Here is an 18024-nt window from a genome sequence, read left to right as displayed (position 1 = left end):
TAGTAGCAAACAAAGCCTTTTAAGAAAAAAAGACCCAGATTTAAAGGATTTTTGCCAGCTTGTGTAGAACTAACCACATCTAGCAATTGGTGCCGTCTACAAGGCAGTAACAATGCCATAACCGACATCTTGCAGGAAATGGCAAAAATCCAGGCACCTTTTTAAATTTTATTGAAAGGGGGGATGGTCGGACCTAGAGGGGAATGGTTCGTCCAACTAACCAATCAATAGCTTGGCCAACTTCAACCAAGGGAAGTAAGCCAACCGGTAAGGTGTAAAGCCGAGTCCGGACAACAATAAAACCTTGGAATAACATTTAGGAGGAAAACGTTTTGAAGCTGAGAAAAGCCAACAAGGCAATCTCCATTCTGGTGACTCTAGCTATGCTAATCGGCCTGCTTCTTCCCGCAGGTTCTGCGTTTGCTGCCAGCGAGTACACCACGATTAAAGCAAACACTGTAGAAGACGACGCTGTTCAGGATTTGGGTGCTGTTTTTGCACACTTTACAGCTGGTCAGCTAGAACAAGGTGATGTTGTAACCTTCCGCCTGCCTTCTGACTTTGAATGGAGAACGGGTAGTGCTAAAACGACATCTGACGATTGGAATACTGGATCCGTACAGGGTTCTGCCTACAAATATGGTATTGATAACTATGTTTTAGTTCCTGACAAAGTGGGCGGTGACAACAACGCTCTGGCTGGCGCTGGAATGCTTCAGTTTACACGCCTGAAAGACAATGAAGTTAAAATGCAAGTAGTTGGTAATCCTTCCTCTGGTGACGATGCTTGGTTCTACATCTATGCTAAGAAAGTTTATGTAGATGACGGTTTCTCCGGTCAAATTGATTTGACTTTTGACGCTCCTTCCGGATCTGGTTTCCCGGCTGGCAGTGCAACTATCGGTAATGCAAGCGGCGGTGCCGTAAACGTAACTGTTAGCAGTGTGGATTCCTTCAGTAACAGCGATGAAATTAAAATTCGTATAACTGAAGACCGTGCCGGTGCTTTAGAAGACGAAGATGAGTCTGTTTTGTTTAAACTGCCCAAAGGTTTTGCCTTTAAAAACCCCACATCTGTTAGCACTATCTGGGGAGATTCCGATCTGGCAGATGCTTTAAATGATTCTACTAACACTGATGCTACAATCTTTGCTGATGATGATGAACTGCAAATAGACTTAGCAAACGGTTTCACAACCGATTCTGCTACTTGCATTGAAATTGTGGTAGATATTGAAGTTGATGATGAAACCGATGCTAAGCTTGGTGAAATCATGATGAAAATCAGCGGCGAAAGCGATATTGCTCCTTCTGAATTAAAAGTTGGTAACTATGGCAACTACGAAACTGAAATTAAAGTAGACGGAGATGTTCCTACCGTTTATGCTGGTATGTTGGAACAGCAGATTGCCAACCTTATTATCACTGAATCTGTTGCAGAGAGCCTTATTGATGGACGTACTCTGACCTTAGAATTGCCTGCCAATGCTAGATGGGGCGATCTGGATGATGACAGCGATAGCGGCTTGGATATTGATGTAACTGGTTTCCCCGGTAAAGATGGTAAAACTGCTAAATTCACATTTAGCGGCAAGTCTTCTGATGCGGCTGAATTGATTCTGGAAGACATGGAAGTTGTTTTGGAACCCGGCGTAACCGGTGATCTCAAAGTTAAAGTCGGCGGTACTGCAGGCTTGACTGGTGAACTGGTTGTAGCTAAAATCGTTAATCCTGTATCTGTAAAAGTTGATAGCGCTCCTGATCTGAAGATTGGTACCAGCAACGTAGCCGGTGGCGAGATCATTATCACCGAAGCTGAAGCTGGTGCTATCAAAGACGACTGCTGGATGGTTCTTGACCTGCCCCAGGGTGTGCGTTTTGCTTCCGAGCCTGAAGTAGAAGTGACTGAAGGCGACCTGAATATTGATGAAGACAGCATCAAGACTCAGGACGATGGTGCTGAAGACGACAACCAGGTAACCTTCTATATTGATGGCGACAGCACAACCGCCAGCACAATTAAAATCTCTGGCTTGAAGTACATTGTAGACCGTACTGTTCCTGTAGGACCTGTAACCGTGAAGGTTAAAGGCGATGCAGTAAGTGATGTTAACACTGAGTCCGAAGTAAAAGATTACTTCAGTATTAATACTAGTGGTGTAGTTGAAGTAGAGGGCCAAGAAGCCTTCACCGTTGCCACCAATGGTGATGACGCGTTTAAAGTATTCCCCAAGAGCTCCTCTGCTGCTAGCGCTACTGTAGCTAATGTTATTACTCCTGCCAGTGAAAGCGGTGCTGTTACCTTTACTATCGGTTCCACGGTATACAGCATTGGTGGAGTAACCAAAGTAATGGATGTTGCTCCTTACATCAAGGACAGCCGCACCTATGTGCCCGTTCGCTACCTGGCCCTGTCTCTGGGTGTAGCGGAAGAAAACATTGGTTATGAAAACGGTGTAGTAACCCTGAAGAAGGGCGACGTTACTCTGAAGATGACTGTTGGCGACAAGAACCTTGACAACAACGGTACTCTGACTGCAATGGACGTAGCTCCTGAAGTTGTAAACGGTCGCACAATGCTGCCTGCTCGCTTTGTAGCTGAAGGGTTCGGTGCTCAAGTAGGTTTTGCAAACAATCAGGTTGTAATTTCTTACTAGTATCGAAGTAACTGACTAACTAAAAGAAGCCCAGACCTCAGTCTGGGCTTCTTCTCCTAAATAGTGAATTAAAGGTGAGGTTAATGCGAAAAATCTTCAGTAGGTTTATAACCGTATGCCTCCTTGTTTTGGTGTGTATTCCCGGAGCTTGGGCAGAGGAATCAGATACTTCCGGTCTAACATTGCAAATGGCCATCGATAGAGCCATGCAGCAGGATATATCCTTGAGAAATGCAGAATATGATGTAGAACGAGGTCAGGAAGTCAGAGACTACGTTGCTGATAAGCTTGAGTATATACCCTCTGGACCGGTGGCTTCATCTGACGTGGAAAATTTAATGCTTAATCAAACACAAACTGAAATAAACTATAATATGTCGCGAAAGAATTATGAGGCCAAAAAAGACTCTGTCGAAATGTCAGTTATTGAAGCATACAATGAAGTAATTCAGGCTCAGGAAAAGGCTAAGGTTGCGGAAGTAAAATTAAATAATGCAGATTGGCAAAGACGCGTGGCATTGACAAGCAAGGTGGTTGGAACGCTGGATAATCTTAACTATAAGCAGGCGGAAGCCAATTATATTGCTGCCAAGACAACTTTAGAATCTTCTGTGAAAGCCTTGGAGGATGCCTACCAGAAATTTAATCAACTCATGGGCTTTTCTCCTGACGCTCGGCCGGTGTTGCTGGATATGCCTGAACTGAAACCGGTAGAAGTTGCTAGCCTTGATTCGGAGGTTAGCCGGATTCTGGATTCAAGCCCGAGTGTATGGCTGGCGGAACAAAACGTTTATCTGGCTAAATTGACAAAAAGACTATATGATTTTACAGATTCCCATAGAACAGAGCCATACGAGGCAAAAGAAATCGACTTGAAGAAAGCGGAATTAAGTACCGCCGACATAAAGGATATGACAGGTAAAACAGTAAGAACATTCTATTATTCATTGAAGCAATTGGAAGAACAGTATGCCGGCGCAAAAGAAAGCGTAACTGTGGCAGAAGAGGCCTTAAAGGTAGCAAAAGTTAAATACGAGATTGGTATGTTAACAAAGTCTGACTTATTAAAAGCCGAAACGGATCTTCTGGAGGCTCAGCAAAATGTGTTGGCAATTAGTGGACAACATCAAATACTTGCCTATGCCTTTAAAAAGCCCTGGGCCTATGGCGTTGGGCAATCCTAGAGGGTGGCAAGCTTATAAATCTCACTATATAATAAACCTGAACTAGGCAATCTTGCACTTGCTCAAAAAGAGTGGGCAGAGCTAACCTTAAATGCTAACCCGTACCACTTAAAGCGGTATGGGTTGGCTATTTTTTAGAGATAAATTGAAAAAACAGAGGGTTTTTGGTAAATACAGAGAATATATATTGAGCTTAACCTTGGACTAATTTTATATAGGAGGCTTATATGAAAAAATTAACGATTATTTTATTGATCCTCTGTTTTAGTTTTTCTTTTGGTAGACAGGGATTTGCTCAGCAAAACATTGAAATACGAATTAATGGAAGTGTTACAGACCCAACAACCCCAGCCCGAATTATAGAAAGGCATGTTATGGTTCCTCTGAGGTTTATTGCAGAATCCTTGAATGCGGAGGTTAATTGGAACGACCTAAATCCCACAGTCGAAATTATTAGTAATACCCCAGACTATAAATTAATGAAGTTGAATGGTAAACAAACAACCTGGCCCTATTGGGAACAAGATGGTCAAGTATATATGGAAGTTCATAATTACATAGATCTGATGAGAAGATATTATTCAAATTACTATTCTATAGGTCTCGGAAGCAGCCATATTAGTTTCAATAACAGAAATTTTAAATATACGCCCATCAAGAGAGGAGAATTTTCAACCGTATCTTTACAAATCCTGTGGGAAAGAGGAGATTTTGTGCCATTTATATGGGATTCTAAAAATGGAAATTTGCTTGTAGAAAAGATAAAGGATGATTTTTAACAGAATTGTTTTACAATATACGCCAAATCGCTGATTTTCACTAAGTTATGGCTGGTAGAAAAAGTTACCAGCCTATTTTTATTACCAAATAGAAATATTTAATCTTAAATAAATCAATGAATCAAATTTTTCCTTTTAGAGAAAATGTAAATATAAAAGGAATATTGCCGGCAATTGTAGAATCAAAAATATAAATATCATATTTATTAGGAGTATGTTTATATGAGTACTGTTTCGATCAAAAGAAATATTAAAAAGAAAACTGCCATAAAGAGTGAAAATATAATTGAACAGATTGCTTTTTGGGGATTCTGTATATTGCTGGTTTTCTCTCCTTTTTTTAGCGGGCTTTTTTTTGCTAAGGATCAAAGAGTAGCATTAATTTTTGCTATGATAATCTTTTGGTTAACTAGTCTGATTTATTATCGTGGGGAAAATCGTATATTTTCAGTAGAGCCCTTAAATTTTATGATATTAGGGTTACCACTTATCTACATGATGGCTACTTTTTCCGCTGCCAATTATGCCTTTTCGCTGGACGAAGTGATTGAAAACCTTTTATATTTTTTGGTTTTTTGGTCTGCTGTTAAGTTGCTTCGTTCAGGAAAAAATATACGGAATATTTTTTTTGTTATATACCTTACTGCTCTTGGTGTATCAATCGCTGGCATTTTTACAGCCTCAGGCTTTTTACAAATTAAAGATGGCTTTTTAACCAGCGACGGTGGAACCATTGCTTCAACTTTCCAGTACAAAAATTCACTAGCTTCATTTCTGACCGCTTCTATTTTTATTGGTTCATACCTAAGAGAAGAACTATCAACCAATCTGCATAAAGGAGTCCTTTCAGTAGGCAATTTCTTGTTGCTGATGGTTTTTTTCTCTACACAATCCCATGGAGGATACATCATATTTGGAATTTTTATGGTAGTCTTATGGTTTCTCAGCCCTATATCTAAAAGATTTAGTTTAATAACTAGTACAATTATTTTGAGCCTCCTTGGTCTTTTAGTGAGTAAAATGTTTCTTTTCGGTATCACGGAGAAAAATATCGGTTTAGCCTGGCTGTGGATTATTGGAGGAATAACTGTTGTATCCTTAGGACAATGGGCGATAATGAAATTTTGTAATAGTGATTCAGCAATTAAAATCACATTCCGACAATTACTAATTACAATGATCATCATTATAATCGTTGGTTCAGCAGCTCTTGGCTCCTTAGGTGTTTTTCAAATAATAATGGAAAAAATTCATATGCATGGAGCTATGGAACGCCTTACCATCTATCAGGACGGTCTAAAAATGATAAAGGAAAGACCAATTTTAGGATGGGGTGGCGGCGGCTGGTCTGAAGCGTATAGCATCTACCAGGGATATGGATATACTGCCAGACAAACCCATAGCTATTTCTTGCAGATAGCTATTGAGACAGGCTTGGCCGGATTGTTAATTGCAGCTACTATATGGATCATATTTTTAATCAAGTCGATTAAAATTTATATAGCTTCATTAACATATGACCATTCTCGAAGCCTAGTGGCTACTTTGATTTGTTCTGTTCTTGCTATTATTTCCCACGCAGTATTTGATTTTGATTTGTCACTGGCTGCATTAACAATAACGATGTTTACACTGATGGCTTGCTTGGTTGCTGTTGGTTCTGCTCAAGAAGCGGAATCTAAAGAAACAAAAGAGACCCCCAAAAATAAATTTTCTCGTTATAAACTAGCAATATCAACTACGTTGGCGGTGACTGTAATAGGTGGTACTTTAATAATGATTTCTTCTTCGAATTTAGCTTCGGCGTCCGTTAACGCAGTTACCTCAGGAGATGGAGAGCGGGCTGAGACCCTAATTCACCAAGCCATTATGATGAATCCTCTGGCTTCCGAGAATTATGGTATAGCCTCTCAATTGCAAGGAGTAGTATTTGGCAAGCAGGACAAGGCTATTGAATATGCCGAGAAAGCAGCGAGAATGGCCCGTTACAATCCAGAGAGACAATATGAATTAGCCATTGCATATCTCCGAGCCAATCAAAATGATCAAGCAGTTTCAGCTGCCCAAAAAGCAGTAGAATTGGCGCCCCTGAAGGTGCGCTATTATGAATTGTTTTCTAACGTATTGATCTCAGCAGCGACGAGTGAGCTAAAAGCAGGAAGAGATAACATAGCTTCTAAATTTATTAATCAAACCTTGTCCATCCCGAAGAACATGAACTCGGTGATGGAATCGGTTCAACCGGAAAAGAGGGAATTGTGGGTCTATGCGCCTCCTCTTACGGTAACGGATAAAATAAAATTAAACATTGGTATAGCTAATCTTCTTGCCGGCAACTTGGATCAGGCAGTTTCTAATATAAATGAAGCCGCTCAAAACCCGGAAGTCCAGAAAGAGAGTCTTATTTGGCAGGCGTTGCTCGCGCAAAGGCAAGGCGACTTAGCTAAAAGCCAGGAAATCCTGCAAAAAGCAGAAAAGGAGAACCCTTCTATTAAGAAGCAATTTGCTGAACTTATTTCGTTAAAACCCTTATTAAATTAACCTGCTGGAGGTGTGAGTGTTGACTGAAGGTCCAGCAGTAAACCAGACAGTAAAAATGCCGCTTCATCCCGACCAAAGCGCTTCAAAGGTTTCTTTAACTACAAAGGGATTCATTGTGATTCCGTGTTTAATATTATTAGATGCAGTGGCCATTGGCACTAGCCTGCTAATTGCCTATTTAACTAGGATTTATGCCTTGCCATGGTTGTTACCGGGCGTATTTAAGCCCGAACTCCTGGAGAATACCCTGCAAAACCTAGGGTGGTTGCCATTTACAATAATAGCCTGCATGGCCTATGAAGATTTGTACCAAAAGCGAATGCCCTTTTGGAAAGAGGTAGAAAAAATACTAAAGGCCAGTACTTTGGCTGTGATTTTCTCTATATCATTACTCTATTTAGCAAAAATGACTGGGGAAATATCCAGAACTTTAGTAATGATTACCTGGTTAGTGACTATTGTACTTATCCCGACATTCCGATACTTTGGCAAACTTTTTCTTATAAAGATGCGTATTTGGAGCAAACCAGTTTTAATTATAGGGGCAGGGAAAACAGGAGAATTAATTCTTAGGGCATTTACCCGGGAAGACACCATGGGTTATAAAATAATCGGTTTTTTGGATGATAATAAAGAAATCAACGGTCTTGTTCATCCAAGGTCAAAAGAGATAATTCCGAAACTTGGTACCTTCGATGAAGCCGAGAGCATTATTTTAGCTTCCGGAGTGCAGGAAGTAATTGTTGCCGCCCCGGGCTTGCCGGCAAAGAACCTGGTAGAATTAACCAATCGAATACAACCATTGGTGAACAACGTGATGCTGGTTCCTGATTTGTTTGGCATCTCTATGAATGGTATTGAAGTAGAATACTTTTTTGATGAACAGGCTTTGCTACTTAATGTAAAAAATAAGCTTAAGTCAAATTTAAATAAGAGTATTAAGCGAGCTTTTGATATTATGACAGGCTCAATAATGTCGTTGCTGTGCATGCCGATAATGTTTGTCATGGCTGCGGCCATTAAAATCGATTCCAAAGGACCTGTTTTTTTTGCTCAGGAAAGATTGGGGCAAAATGGAGCAGCTTTTACATGCTATAAATTCAGAACGATGTATATCGACGGAGATAAAGTATTAAAGAAATATCTGAGGACAAATCAACAAGCCAAAAAGCAATGGCAGACCTTTAATAAACTAAAGGATTATGATCCTCGGGTTACCAAAATAGGTTCGCTGTTGAGAAGATTTAGCCTAGATGAGCTTCCCCAGCTTATTAATGTAATAATGGGGGATATGAGTTTAGTAGGCCCCAGGCCTTATTTGCCAAGAGAAAGAAAGCAAATGGGCAATTGGATATATGATATTCATGTGGCAAAGCCTGGAATAACCGGCCTTTGGCAGGTTAGCGGTCGTAATGAGATTGAGTTTGAGGGTAGGCTGAAACTTGATACTTGGTATGTGAGAAACTGGTCGTTGTGGTTGGATATTATATTATTAATAAAGACAATCCGGGTGGTATTAAGAAAAGAAGGAGCTTATTAAAAAAGAGGGACCAGAAGAAACATTATCTAATCAAATTTTTTTTAATAAAAGATTTTGAAGAGGAGATATTTATGTTAAAAGGAGCATTAATAACAGGGATAACAGGACAAGATGGAGCTTATTTGGCACAGCTTTTATTGAAAAAGGGCTATAAAGTATACGGATTGATGCCCCGACGCAGTTCCAGCATGACTTGGAGGTTAGAATATTTAGGGATAATAAATAAGGTAGAAATAATTGAAGGGGATGTAACGGATCTATCCTCCTTGATTAGAGCGATAAAAAAGGCGACTCCGGCAGAAGTATATAACCTGGCTGCCCAAAGCTTTGTGGGAACATCTTGGGAGCAACCTGTATTGACAGCTCAGATTACCGGGCTGGGAGTCTTAAATATCTTAGAGGCCATTAGACTCACTGACCCAAGCATTCGCTTTTATCAGGCATCGACCAGTGAAATGTTCGGGCTGATACAGGAACAGAAACAGTCGGAAAAGACTCCTTTCTATCCCCGGAGTCCTTATGCGGTGGCAAAATTGTATGGGCATTGGATAACGGTAAATTATAGAGAAAGCTTTAAAATCTTTGCCTGCAGCGGAATTCTTTTTAACCATGAGTCCCCCATTCGGGGAATAGAGTTTGTTACAAGGAAAGTTACAGATGCAGTGGCTCGCATAAAGCTGGGCTTACAAAAAGAGCTTCGTTTAGGAAACATTGATGCCAAACGGGATTGGGGTTTTGCCGGAGACTATGTAGAAGCCATGTGGATGATGCTGCAACAAGAAGCGCCGGACGACTATGTTATTGCTACAGGAAGAACCACAACGGTAAGAGAGATGTGTGATATTGCCTTTAAACATGTTGGATTATTTTATGAAGATCATGTAGTAGTTGATCCTAAGTTTTATCGGCCTGCTGAAGTGGACGTATTGCTCGGAACCCCTGATAAGGCCAAAGAGAGGCTTGGTTGGGAAGCAAGGACGACTCTTGAGGAATTGATTCAAATGATGGTTGATGCAGATATGGAGAGAGTCCGTGCGGAAATTAAAAATCTTTAACTGGTAGGTATTATATAATGAAAATACTGGTTACAGGTGCAAACGGTTTTGTAGGGCGACATTTAGTCGATTACTTAAAGGAAGGACATACGATATATGCTTCAGGGCGTGCGCTGACACCTCCGGATAATTTAGACACCTTGTACCTGAATATGGATATTACAGACCCTTCCAGTATAAAAAAGGCATTAAAATACAGCACACCAGATGTGGTTTTTCACTTGGCTGCCCAGAGCACGGTCAGACTAGCCTGGGAAGATCCCGTGAGTACAGTTGATGTGAATATTACAGGAACTATAAATTTGTTGAAAGCGTTAAGGGATATGATGCCGCGGACGCGGTTAATAACCATAGGTTCAAGTGAGGAATATGGCTTAACCGGAAAATTAGGAGAGCCTTTAACAGAGAAGCATCCATGCTTACCCCAAAATCCCTACGCTATCAGTAAATTTGCCATGGGGCAAATGGTTTTGCAATTATCTCAAAAATATGAAATGGAGGTAATCCATGTACGCCCCTTCAACCATTTTGGACCAGGGCAGCAGATGGGCTATGTAGTTAGTGATTTTGCTTCGCAGATTGCAGAGATTGAGCAAAAAATAAAACCGCCTGTGTTAAGAGTAGGGAACCTCAATGCTAAAAGGGATTTTACCGATGTAACAGATGTGGTACGGGCATATGCACTTTTAATGGAAAAGAGTCCGGCTGCAGGTATTTACAATGTCTGCTCAGGAATAGCTCGTTCTGCTCAGGATATTTTAGAGATATTAATCAATCAGGCAAAGGTTTCTATCGAAGTAGTACAGGATGCTTCTAAGCTCCGCCCATCTGAAGTACCGCTGTTTATTGGCTCTAATGCAAAAATATATCAAGCTACTACTTGGCGGCCTAAGCTTGAATTTGAAAATAGTATTATAAAAACCTTAAATTGGTGGCGCGACAAAGTAAAGATAAATGCTGGGAGATAGCATTTTTCCAGGAGCAAATATAATGATAAAGATGACATGTCATGGAGTTGATGGATGGTGAAATTAATAGTCCTGGCTGGAGGAGGAGGAACCCGTTTATTTCCCGTATCCAGAACCAGTTATCCAAAACAATTTTTGAAACTAGCCACAGAAAGATCATTACTAATCGAAACGTTGAAGCGATTTGAAAAAAAGATTAAACCTGAAAACATGATTATTGTTACTAATAAAGAATATAAACATCATGTGCTGAGCGAGCTAAAAGCATATGGGTTTAAAGGTGTGCACGTAATTTTAGAACCTACTTCCCGTAACACGGCTCCTGCAATTGCTTTAGCTGTTCAATATTGCAAAGAAGTGTTAAATGCCGGAGAATCTCAATGTATTTTGGTAACGCCCTCAGATCATATTATTAAACCGGGCGAGGCAATGGTTTCAGCCACTGCTGAAGCAATAGCGCTTTCTTCTAAAGGGTACTTCACGACTTTTGGTGTTGTTCCAGATAAGCCAGAAACAGGCTATGGTTATATAAAAGCATATAAAGAAAATATTAAAATTAAACATGGTGAAATTAAATGCTTTTCTGCCTTTGAAGTAGAAAAATTTGTAGAGAAACCTACTAAGGAAAAAGCAGAAGAATATTTTGCATCAGGAGAGTATTACTGGAATTCAGGTATGTTTGCTTTTACAATTGGTACTTTTTTTAAAGAGTTGGAAGTTTATTGTCCGGATATTTATCATCTTATTCAACAAGGCTATGCTCCCGCATTAAAGCATTTTGATCAGATGCCTAACATATCCATTGATTATGCATTAGCGGAGCGTTCTCATTTGGTTGCGGTCATTCCATTGCAGCTAAAATGGAGCGATGTTGGTTCTTGGGATGCATTATATGAAATTCTTGAAAAAGATAATGAGGGAAATGCATTAACCGGCGATTGTGTAACGGTTGACTGCAGAAATTCCATGTTAGTTGCTAGCGATCGATTGGTTGCAGCCGTAGGTTTAGATGAAACCATTATTGTAGAAACAAATGATGCAATTGTCGTTGCTAAAAAAGGCGAATCTCAAAAAATAAAAGACTTGGTGGGATTTTTAAAGAATAATCAACGTAAAGAAGTAAGTGAACACACGACAACTTATCGGCCTTGGGGTTCCTATACCATCTTAACCGAAGGAAGCGGTTTTAAAGTTAAAAGAATAATGGTCCTACCTGGAGAAAGATTAAGCCTGCAGATGCATTATCATCGAAGCGAACACTGGGTGGTCATTGCGGGCACAGCCAAAGTAACTATTGGAGAGCAAGAAATAATGGTTCATGAGAGCGAAAGTGTTTTTGTTCCAAAATCCACCAAGCACTGCCTGGAAAACCCGGGGAAAATACCTTTAGAAATTATTGAAGTACAGACCGGAACTTATCTTGAAGAGGATGATATTGTAAGATTTGACGATATTTATGGCCGCATAGATAATTAACACTAATTTTAGGAGAACCATAAATGAAGGTTGCACTGGTGCATGATTGGTTGACAAATTTTGGAGGGGCAGAACGGTTAATTGAAATTTTCCATCGGTTATTTCCCGAGGCGCCAATTTATACCGTTCTTTATGACCAGACACACTTACCCGAAAGTTTCAAAGCAATGGATATAAGGACATCTTTCCTGCAAAAGGTACCCTTTGCCAAAAAAAAGCATCAGTGGTTCCTACAATTTATGCCTTTAGCAGTAGAGCAGTTTGACTTATCGGAATATGACTTGGTGCTGAGTTCTTCTACCTCTTGTGCGAAAGGAATCATTACAAGAGTCGGTACCTGTCATATTTCTTACTGCAATACCCCCATGCGCTACGCTTGGGATTTTTATCATGAATATACCGAAAAAAAGGGGTTGCTGCTTCGATCCTATGTTGCCTGGCAGATGAATCATATCAGACAATGGGATCGACTGACTGCAGACCGGGTAGATTATTTTATTGCCAATTCTCAAAACGTTGCCCGAAGAATACAGAAACATTATCGGAGGGATTGCCACGTTATTCACCCTCCGGTGGATACAAAGTTTTACCATCCAGCAGGCAATGAAAGAAACTATTTTTTATGTGCAGGCAGACTTGTGGGTTACAAAAGAATAGACCTGGCAGTGCAAGCCTTTTCACAGCTCAAACTGCCCCTATGGGTGGCCGGTGATGGAGCAGAATACAAAAATCTGAAAAAGCTGGCAGGTTCTACGATAAAATTCTTAGGAAAAGTGCCGGATGATGAATTGCGTAGTTTGTATCAGCGATGTCGGGCTTTTGTTTTTCCGGGAGAAGAAGACTTCGGCATTATGCCTCTGGAAGCTCAGGCCTGCGGCCGCCCGGTTATTGCCTTTGGGAGAGGTGGCGCCCTGGAGACAGTGGTTGAGGGAATAACGGGCATCTTTTTTGAGGAGCAGTCTGCAGATTCTCTAATAAAAACAGTGGAACGGTTTCTACAATCAGAAACTAATTTTAGACCAGAAATAATTACAGCTCACACCAAAAACTTTGAAGAAGAAAGATTTGAATCAAAAATTCTTGAATTTGTTACAAAAAAATATTTGGAATACAAAAGTGATTCCAACTCTGCGCTGTCGAAAGGGGCAGTATAAATATGTCAATGGAGTCTTCGCGGAAAGCGTTTAAAGCTTATGATATTAGGGGACGTGTCCCAGAGGAGTTAAACTCCGAAATAGCCTATCGCATTGGACTTGCCTATGCCCAATTATTTAAAGCATCCCAAGTAGCCATTGGCAGGGATGTACGCCAATCCAGCACTATGTTGGCAGAGGCGCTGACAAAGGGTCTTATGGATGAGGGGTGCAACGTTCTGGATATTGGGTTGTGTGGCACCGAGCAGATTTATTTTGCGACGGATCACTATGGATTAGATGGGGGTATTATGGTAACCGCCAGTCATAACCCCATGAACTACAATGGCATGAAACTGGTTCGTCAAGGGTCAAGACCCATCAGTGGCGACAGTGGCCTGCGTGAATTAGAAGAAAAAGCAATTACAGGCAGCTTTGCCGAAAACAAACTAGGTAAACCAGGGCAATATAAACAGCATGATTGTTTGCCGGATTACATTAATAAATTACTATCCTTCGTGGATCTAACCATTCTCAAGAAGCTAAAGGTAGTAGTCAATCCAGGGAACGGCTGTGCCGGGCCAATCTTAGATGCCTTGGCATCACACTTGCCATTTGGGTTCATTCAGGTAAATTATAGCCCTGACGGCAGTTTTCCTAACGGTATTCCTAACCCATTACTACCCGAAAACAGGGAATCAACTGCCAAAGCAGTAAGAGAAACTGGAGCAGATGTAGGTATTGCCTGGGATGGTGATTTTGACCGCTGTTTTCTATTTGATGAACAGGGTAGATTCATCGAAGGATACTATATTGTGGGCTTCTTAGCCCAAGCCTTTTTAAGACGTTTTCCTGGGGCTAAAATAATACATGACCCTCGCCTAACTTGGAATACCATAGAGATGGTCCAGGAAGCAGGCGGTATTGCTGTACAAAGTAAGACAGGGCATGCCTTTATTAAGGAACGCATGCGTCTGGAGGATGCAGTTTACGGTGGCGAAATGTCAGCCCATCACTATTTCAGAGACTTTGCGTATTGCGATAGCGGCATGATTCCCTGGCTGCTCATCCTGGAGGCTATGTGTCGGGATGGCAAGAAACTATCAGAGTTAATAAACGAACGAATGAATAAATTCCCCTGCAGCGGAGAAATCAATCGCCGGGTTCTGAATCCATCTACCGTTATGGAGATTATAGAACAACAATTCTCCCAAGGTGGTAAAATTGACCGAACCGATGGTTTAAGTGTGGAGCACGACCTGTGGCGTTTCAACTTACGTATGTCCAATACCGAACCACTTCTACGCCTCAATGTAGAGGCCAGGGCAGACAAAGAATTACTGGAAAAGAAAATACAAGAATTATTGAGTATTGTTGATAGCATGTAAACTCAGTTAAAAGAAGGTATATTAAGCAATGAGAGTAGTATTGGCCACGGAAGCAATTAAGCAACCGCTTACGGGAATCGGCAGGTATACATGGGAGTTAGCTTCACGATTATTAGAGCATCCTTCCGTACATTCTATCCGTTATTTGTCACAAGGTCGTTGGAAAAACTCAAAAGAAGTATTAGGTTGTGGGACGTCAAAAGGCAAGGGTGGAAATGGGAAAAAGCAGAAGGAAGGTGTTTTTTACCAGCAACTGGTACGGAGTAAGGCGGTTGGCAATGTGTATGATTTACTCTATCCGTTTTTGGTAAAGGCTCGTGTAAATTCCAAAGAGACCGATCTTTTTCATGGGCCGAACTATTTGGTGCCCAAATTAGATATTCCTACTGTGGTTACTATACATGATCTCTCCACTATTGTAAATCCCAAGTGGCATTTACCACAAAGAGCAGCAAGGATTAACAAATCTATTATACGGTCACTAAAAAATGCGAGCCAAATAATTACTGATTCTCAGGCAATTCGCAAAGAAGTATTAACTTATTTTGGGTTGCCTGAGGATCGAGTAGCAGCAATACATTTAGGTGTGGATAGTGTTTTTAGACCACGAACCTTTGCTAATCTGCAAGTTCCTTTAGGACAGTTTGGCCTGAAGCCCGGCAGCTACAGCCTTTGTGTGGCAACAATTGAGCCTCGAAAAAATATTATGCGTTTAATTTCTGCCTATCGTGAGCTTCCGGCGCAGATTCGTTGCCAGTGGCCTCTTGTTCTGGTGGGTGAGCGAGGTTGGAATAGCCAAGAAATTCATCAAGAAATTATACGGGCTGCACAAGAGGGATGGCTAAAATACTTAGGCTATATTCCTCAAGGTTTATTGCCTCTACTCTATGCCGGTTGCAGGCTTTTTGCTTATCCATCACTTTATGAAGGCTTTGGGTTACCTATTGCGGAAGCCATGGCAAGTGGTGTCCCGGTATTGACTTCCAATAGATCCTCTATGCCAGAAGTAGCAGGCGGGGCTTCTTTGCTTATTGAACCGGAAGATGAGATAGCTCTAAGAGAAGGCTTGTCGTTGGCATTGCAAGATGAAGGATGGCGATCAAGAGCAGTGGAAGAGGGTCTTAGACATGCTTTAGAAATGACTTGGGATGCCTGTATTGAAAAAACAATAGCGGTATATGATAGGGCAATAAGACAGTAATCTTGAATGTTCAACATATTGTAGATTACTTGTTGTTTTTCTCACAAATCGTGGCGGAAGACAGGTTAGCTTCAAACAGGAAGGGTTGTTTACTATTTTTAAGGCATTATGGAATTATAGACAGTTTATATGCGGATTAGTAGTTAGGGATTTCCAGGGCAGGTACATGAACTCCGTATTGGGAGCAATTTGGTCTATACTGAACCCTCTAGCACAGATACTTGTCTACACACTGATATTTTCTCAGGTAATGAGAGCCAAGCTGCCGGGCTTGGATGATACTTTGGCCTACAGCATTTACATTTGTTCCGGGATTATTACCTGGCAGTTTTTTTCCGAGGTTCTCTTACGGTCAATAAATATATTTATTGAACAGGGTGGATTGTTAAAAAAAGCAAGTTTTCCGCGCTCAAGCCTCCCGGTATATGTGTTTTTATCTGGAGGTATAAACTTCTTAATTATTTTTATGCTTTTCTTAATCTTCCTATTGGTAACGGATAGATTGCCTGGACTATCTATTATTGCGCTTTTTCCGCTGGTAATTATCCAAATATCCTTGGCGGTGGGTTTAGGTATATTTCTTGGCACTCTAAATGTTTTCTTTAGAGATGTTGGGCAGGCCATGGGGATAATACTGCAATTTTGGTTTTGGCTTACGCCAATTGTTTACCCTTTCAAAGTAATCCCTGAAAAATTTGTATCACTATTATACTTTAATCCCCTTTTTCCGATAGTTAGGAGTTATCAAGAAATTTTCTTGAATAATTCCTGGCCCGATTGGGGGGCAATGCTGCCGGCAATAGGACTTGCCTTCCTATTTCTGGTATTAGGCTATTTGACTTTTACTAAATTAGATAAAGAAATGGTTGATGAACTTTAATGAAGATAATTGAGGCAAAGGATTTAGGAAAAAAGTATAAAAGATATCCTGTCCGCTGGAAAAGGATGCTGGAGTGGCTAACCAGGAATAAATATAAGTCTCATGAAGAACTATGGGTCTTAAGGGATATTAATTTTTCTATTAGCCCAGGCGAAGCAGTAGGCATAATCGGCCAAAACGGGGCCGGTAAAAGTACCCTGCTTAAGATTATGACAGGAACAACGCAGCCAACCCAGGGTGAGTATCATGTCCGGGGCAGAGTATCGGCGCTCTTGGAGCTGGGCATGGGCTTTCACCCTGATTTTACCGGCAGGCAAAATGCCTATACCTCCGGACAGATACTTGGCATAGACAATCAAGAGATTACTAGATTAATGCCAGAAATTGGGGCCTTTGCTGAAATAGGGGACTACATCGACCAGCCGACTAGAACATATTCAAGCGGCATGCTGGTTAGGCTGGCCTTTGCGGTGGCGACGGTCGTACGCCCGGAGGTTTTAATTGTGGACGAGGCTTTATCGGTCGGCGATGCCTACTTTCAGCATAAATGCTTTGACCGTATCCGCAAATTTAAAGAAGAAGGAACAACTTTACTCTTTGTTTCCCACGACCCATCAGCGGTAAAAAGCTTATGCGACAGGGCAATTTTGCTGGATAAGGGCCGACTAGTTCGAGAAGGAACTCCGGAAGAGATACTGGATTACTATAATGCCGTAATAGCTAAAGCTAGCACTGAATATAAAATAAAGCAGAGCAGAGGGGACAGCAAAGGAGTTGTCACCCGCTCCGGCAATGAATTAGTAACAATTAGTAATGTTAAATTATTGCTAAATGGTAAAGATGCAACCGCCGTACAAGTAGGCGAGATAGTTCAAATTGTGGTGGAATTTGAAGCTCAGCAAAATGTACTTAACCCTACAATCGGGATTTTGTTGAAAGACAGACTTGCTAATCATATATTTGGAACTAATACCTACCATCTTGGCCTGAATATAGGTATGTGTAGAGCTGGAGAAAAAAGAAGAGTGGTATTTTCTGTGAAATTAAATTTAGGGCCTGGGCATTACAGTCTGACAGTTGCAGCCCATGCGGAATACAGCCATCTGCAGGGCAATTATGACTGGTGGGATCATGCAGCGACTTTTCAGATGATACGCGGTAAGGAAGAGTTTTTTACAGGTGTATGTCGCCTGGATACGGAAGTAAGTATACTATAGTAATT

General features: G+C 41.0%; 13 protein-coding genes. All 13 read left to right on the top strand.

The annotated features are described in order from the left end of the window. Window positions 1-332 precede the first annotated feature (332 nt). The 13 genes from DESRU_RS18540 (at window position 333) to DESRU_RS18480 (ending at window position 18019) form a co-directional block, all read left to right on the top strand. Window positions 333-2657 (top strand): stalk domain-containing protein, encoded by a 2325-nt coding sequence (locus DESRU_RS18540; RefSeq protein WP_013843627.1) that lies wholly within the window; start codon window positions 333-335, stop codon window positions 2655-2657. 188 nt (window positions 2658-2845) lie between these two features. Further along, on the top strand, window positions 2846-3841 hold the full coding sequence (locus tag DESRU_RS18535) for a TolC family protein (protein WP_238446453.1): 996 nt from the start codon (window positions 2846-2848) through the stop codon (window positions 3839-3841). 227 nt (window positions 3842-4068) lie between these two features. Further along, the gene (locus DESRU_RS18530; RefSeq protein ID WP_013843625.1) at window positions 4069-4620 is read left to right on the top strand and encodes a copper amine oxidase N-terminal domain-containing protein; all 552 of its coding nucleotides are present in this window, start codon (window positions 4069-4071) and stop codon (window positions 4618-4620) included. A gap of 222 nt (window positions 4621-4842) precedes the next feature. After that, window positions 4843-7161, top strand: a complete 2319-nt coding sequence (locus tag DESRU_RS18525) for an O-antigen ligase family protein (protein WP_013843624.1) — start codon at window positions 4843-4845, stop codon at window positions 7159-7161. Window positions 7162-7177: 16 nt separating this feature from the next. Continuing rightward, window positions 7178-8701 carry a sugar transferase gene (locus DESRU_RS18520; protein ID WP_013843623.1) on the top strand — a complete coding sequence of 508 codons (1524 nt, stop codon included), beginning with the start codon at window positions 7178-7180 and terminating at the stop codon, window positions 8699-8701. A 71-nt stretch (window positions 8702-8772) separates the two neighbouring features. Beyond that, on the top strand, window positions 8773-9756 hold the full coding sequence (gene gmd / locus DESRU_RS18515) for a GDP-mannose 4,6-dehydratase (protein ID WP_013843622.1): 984 nt from the start codon (window positions 8773-8775) through the stop codon (window positions 9754-9756). 17 nt (window positions 9757-9773) lie between these two features. After that, entirely contained in the window at window positions 9774-10724 is a 951-nt protein-coding gene (locus DESRU_RS18510; protein ID WP_013843621.1) for a GDP-mannose 4,6-dehydratase, read from the top strand. A 54-nt stretch (window positions 10725-10778) separates the two neighbouring features. Further along, on the top strand, window positions 10779-12200 hold the full coding sequence (locus DESRU_RS18505; protein WP_013843620.1) for a mannose-1-phosphate guanylyltransferase/mannose-6-phosphate isomerase: 1422 nt from the start codon (window positions 10779-10781) through the stop codon (window positions 12198-12200). Between the two features lie 23 nt (window positions 12201-12223). Continuing rightward, window positions 12224-13354 carry a glycosyltransferase gene (locus DESRU_RS18500; protein WP_013843619.1) on the top strand — a complete coding sequence of 377 codons (1131 nt, stop codon included), beginning with the start codon at window positions 12224-12226 and terminating at the stop codon, window positions 13352-13354. Between the two features lie 2 nt (window positions 13355-13356). Then, on the top strand, window positions 13357-14721 hold the full coding sequence (locus DESRU_RS18495; protein ID WP_013843618.1) for a phosphohexomutase domain-containing protein: 1365 nt from the start codon (window positions 13357-13359) through the stop codon (window positions 14719-14721). 28 nt (window positions 14722-14749) lie between these two features. Then, on the top strand, window positions 14750-15922 hold the full coding sequence (locus tag DESRU_RS18490) for a glycosyltransferase family 4 protein (protein ID WP_013843617.1): 1173 nt from the start codon (window positions 14750-14752) through the stop codon (window positions 15920-15922). Between the two features lie 85 nt (window positions 15923-16007). Continuing rightward, window positions 16008-16802 (top strand): ABC transporter permease, encoded by a 795-nt coding sequence (locus DESRU_RS18485; RefSeq protein WP_013843616.1) that lies wholly within the window; start codon window positions 16008-16010, stop codon window positions 16800-16802. Continuing rightward, complete coding sequence (locus DESRU_RS18480) at window positions 16802-18019, top strand: ABC transporter ATP-binding protein (protein WP_013843615.1); 1218 nt, start codon at window positions 16802-16804, stop codon at window positions 18017-18019. Before DESRU_RS18485 ends, DESRU_RS18480 begins: the two co-directional genes overlap by 1 nt. Window positions 18020-18024 lie beyond the last annotated feature (5 nt).

It is taken from the genome of Desulforamulus ruminis DSM 2154 (assembly GCF_000215085.1).
Classification (GTDB): Bacteria; Bacillota; Desulfotomaculia; order Desulfotomaculales; family Desulfotomaculaceae; genus Desulfotomaculum; species Desulfotomaculum ruminis.
The sequence above is the reverse complement of the archived record's forward strand: the minus strand, read 5'-3'. Positions and strand labels throughout refer to the sequence as shown.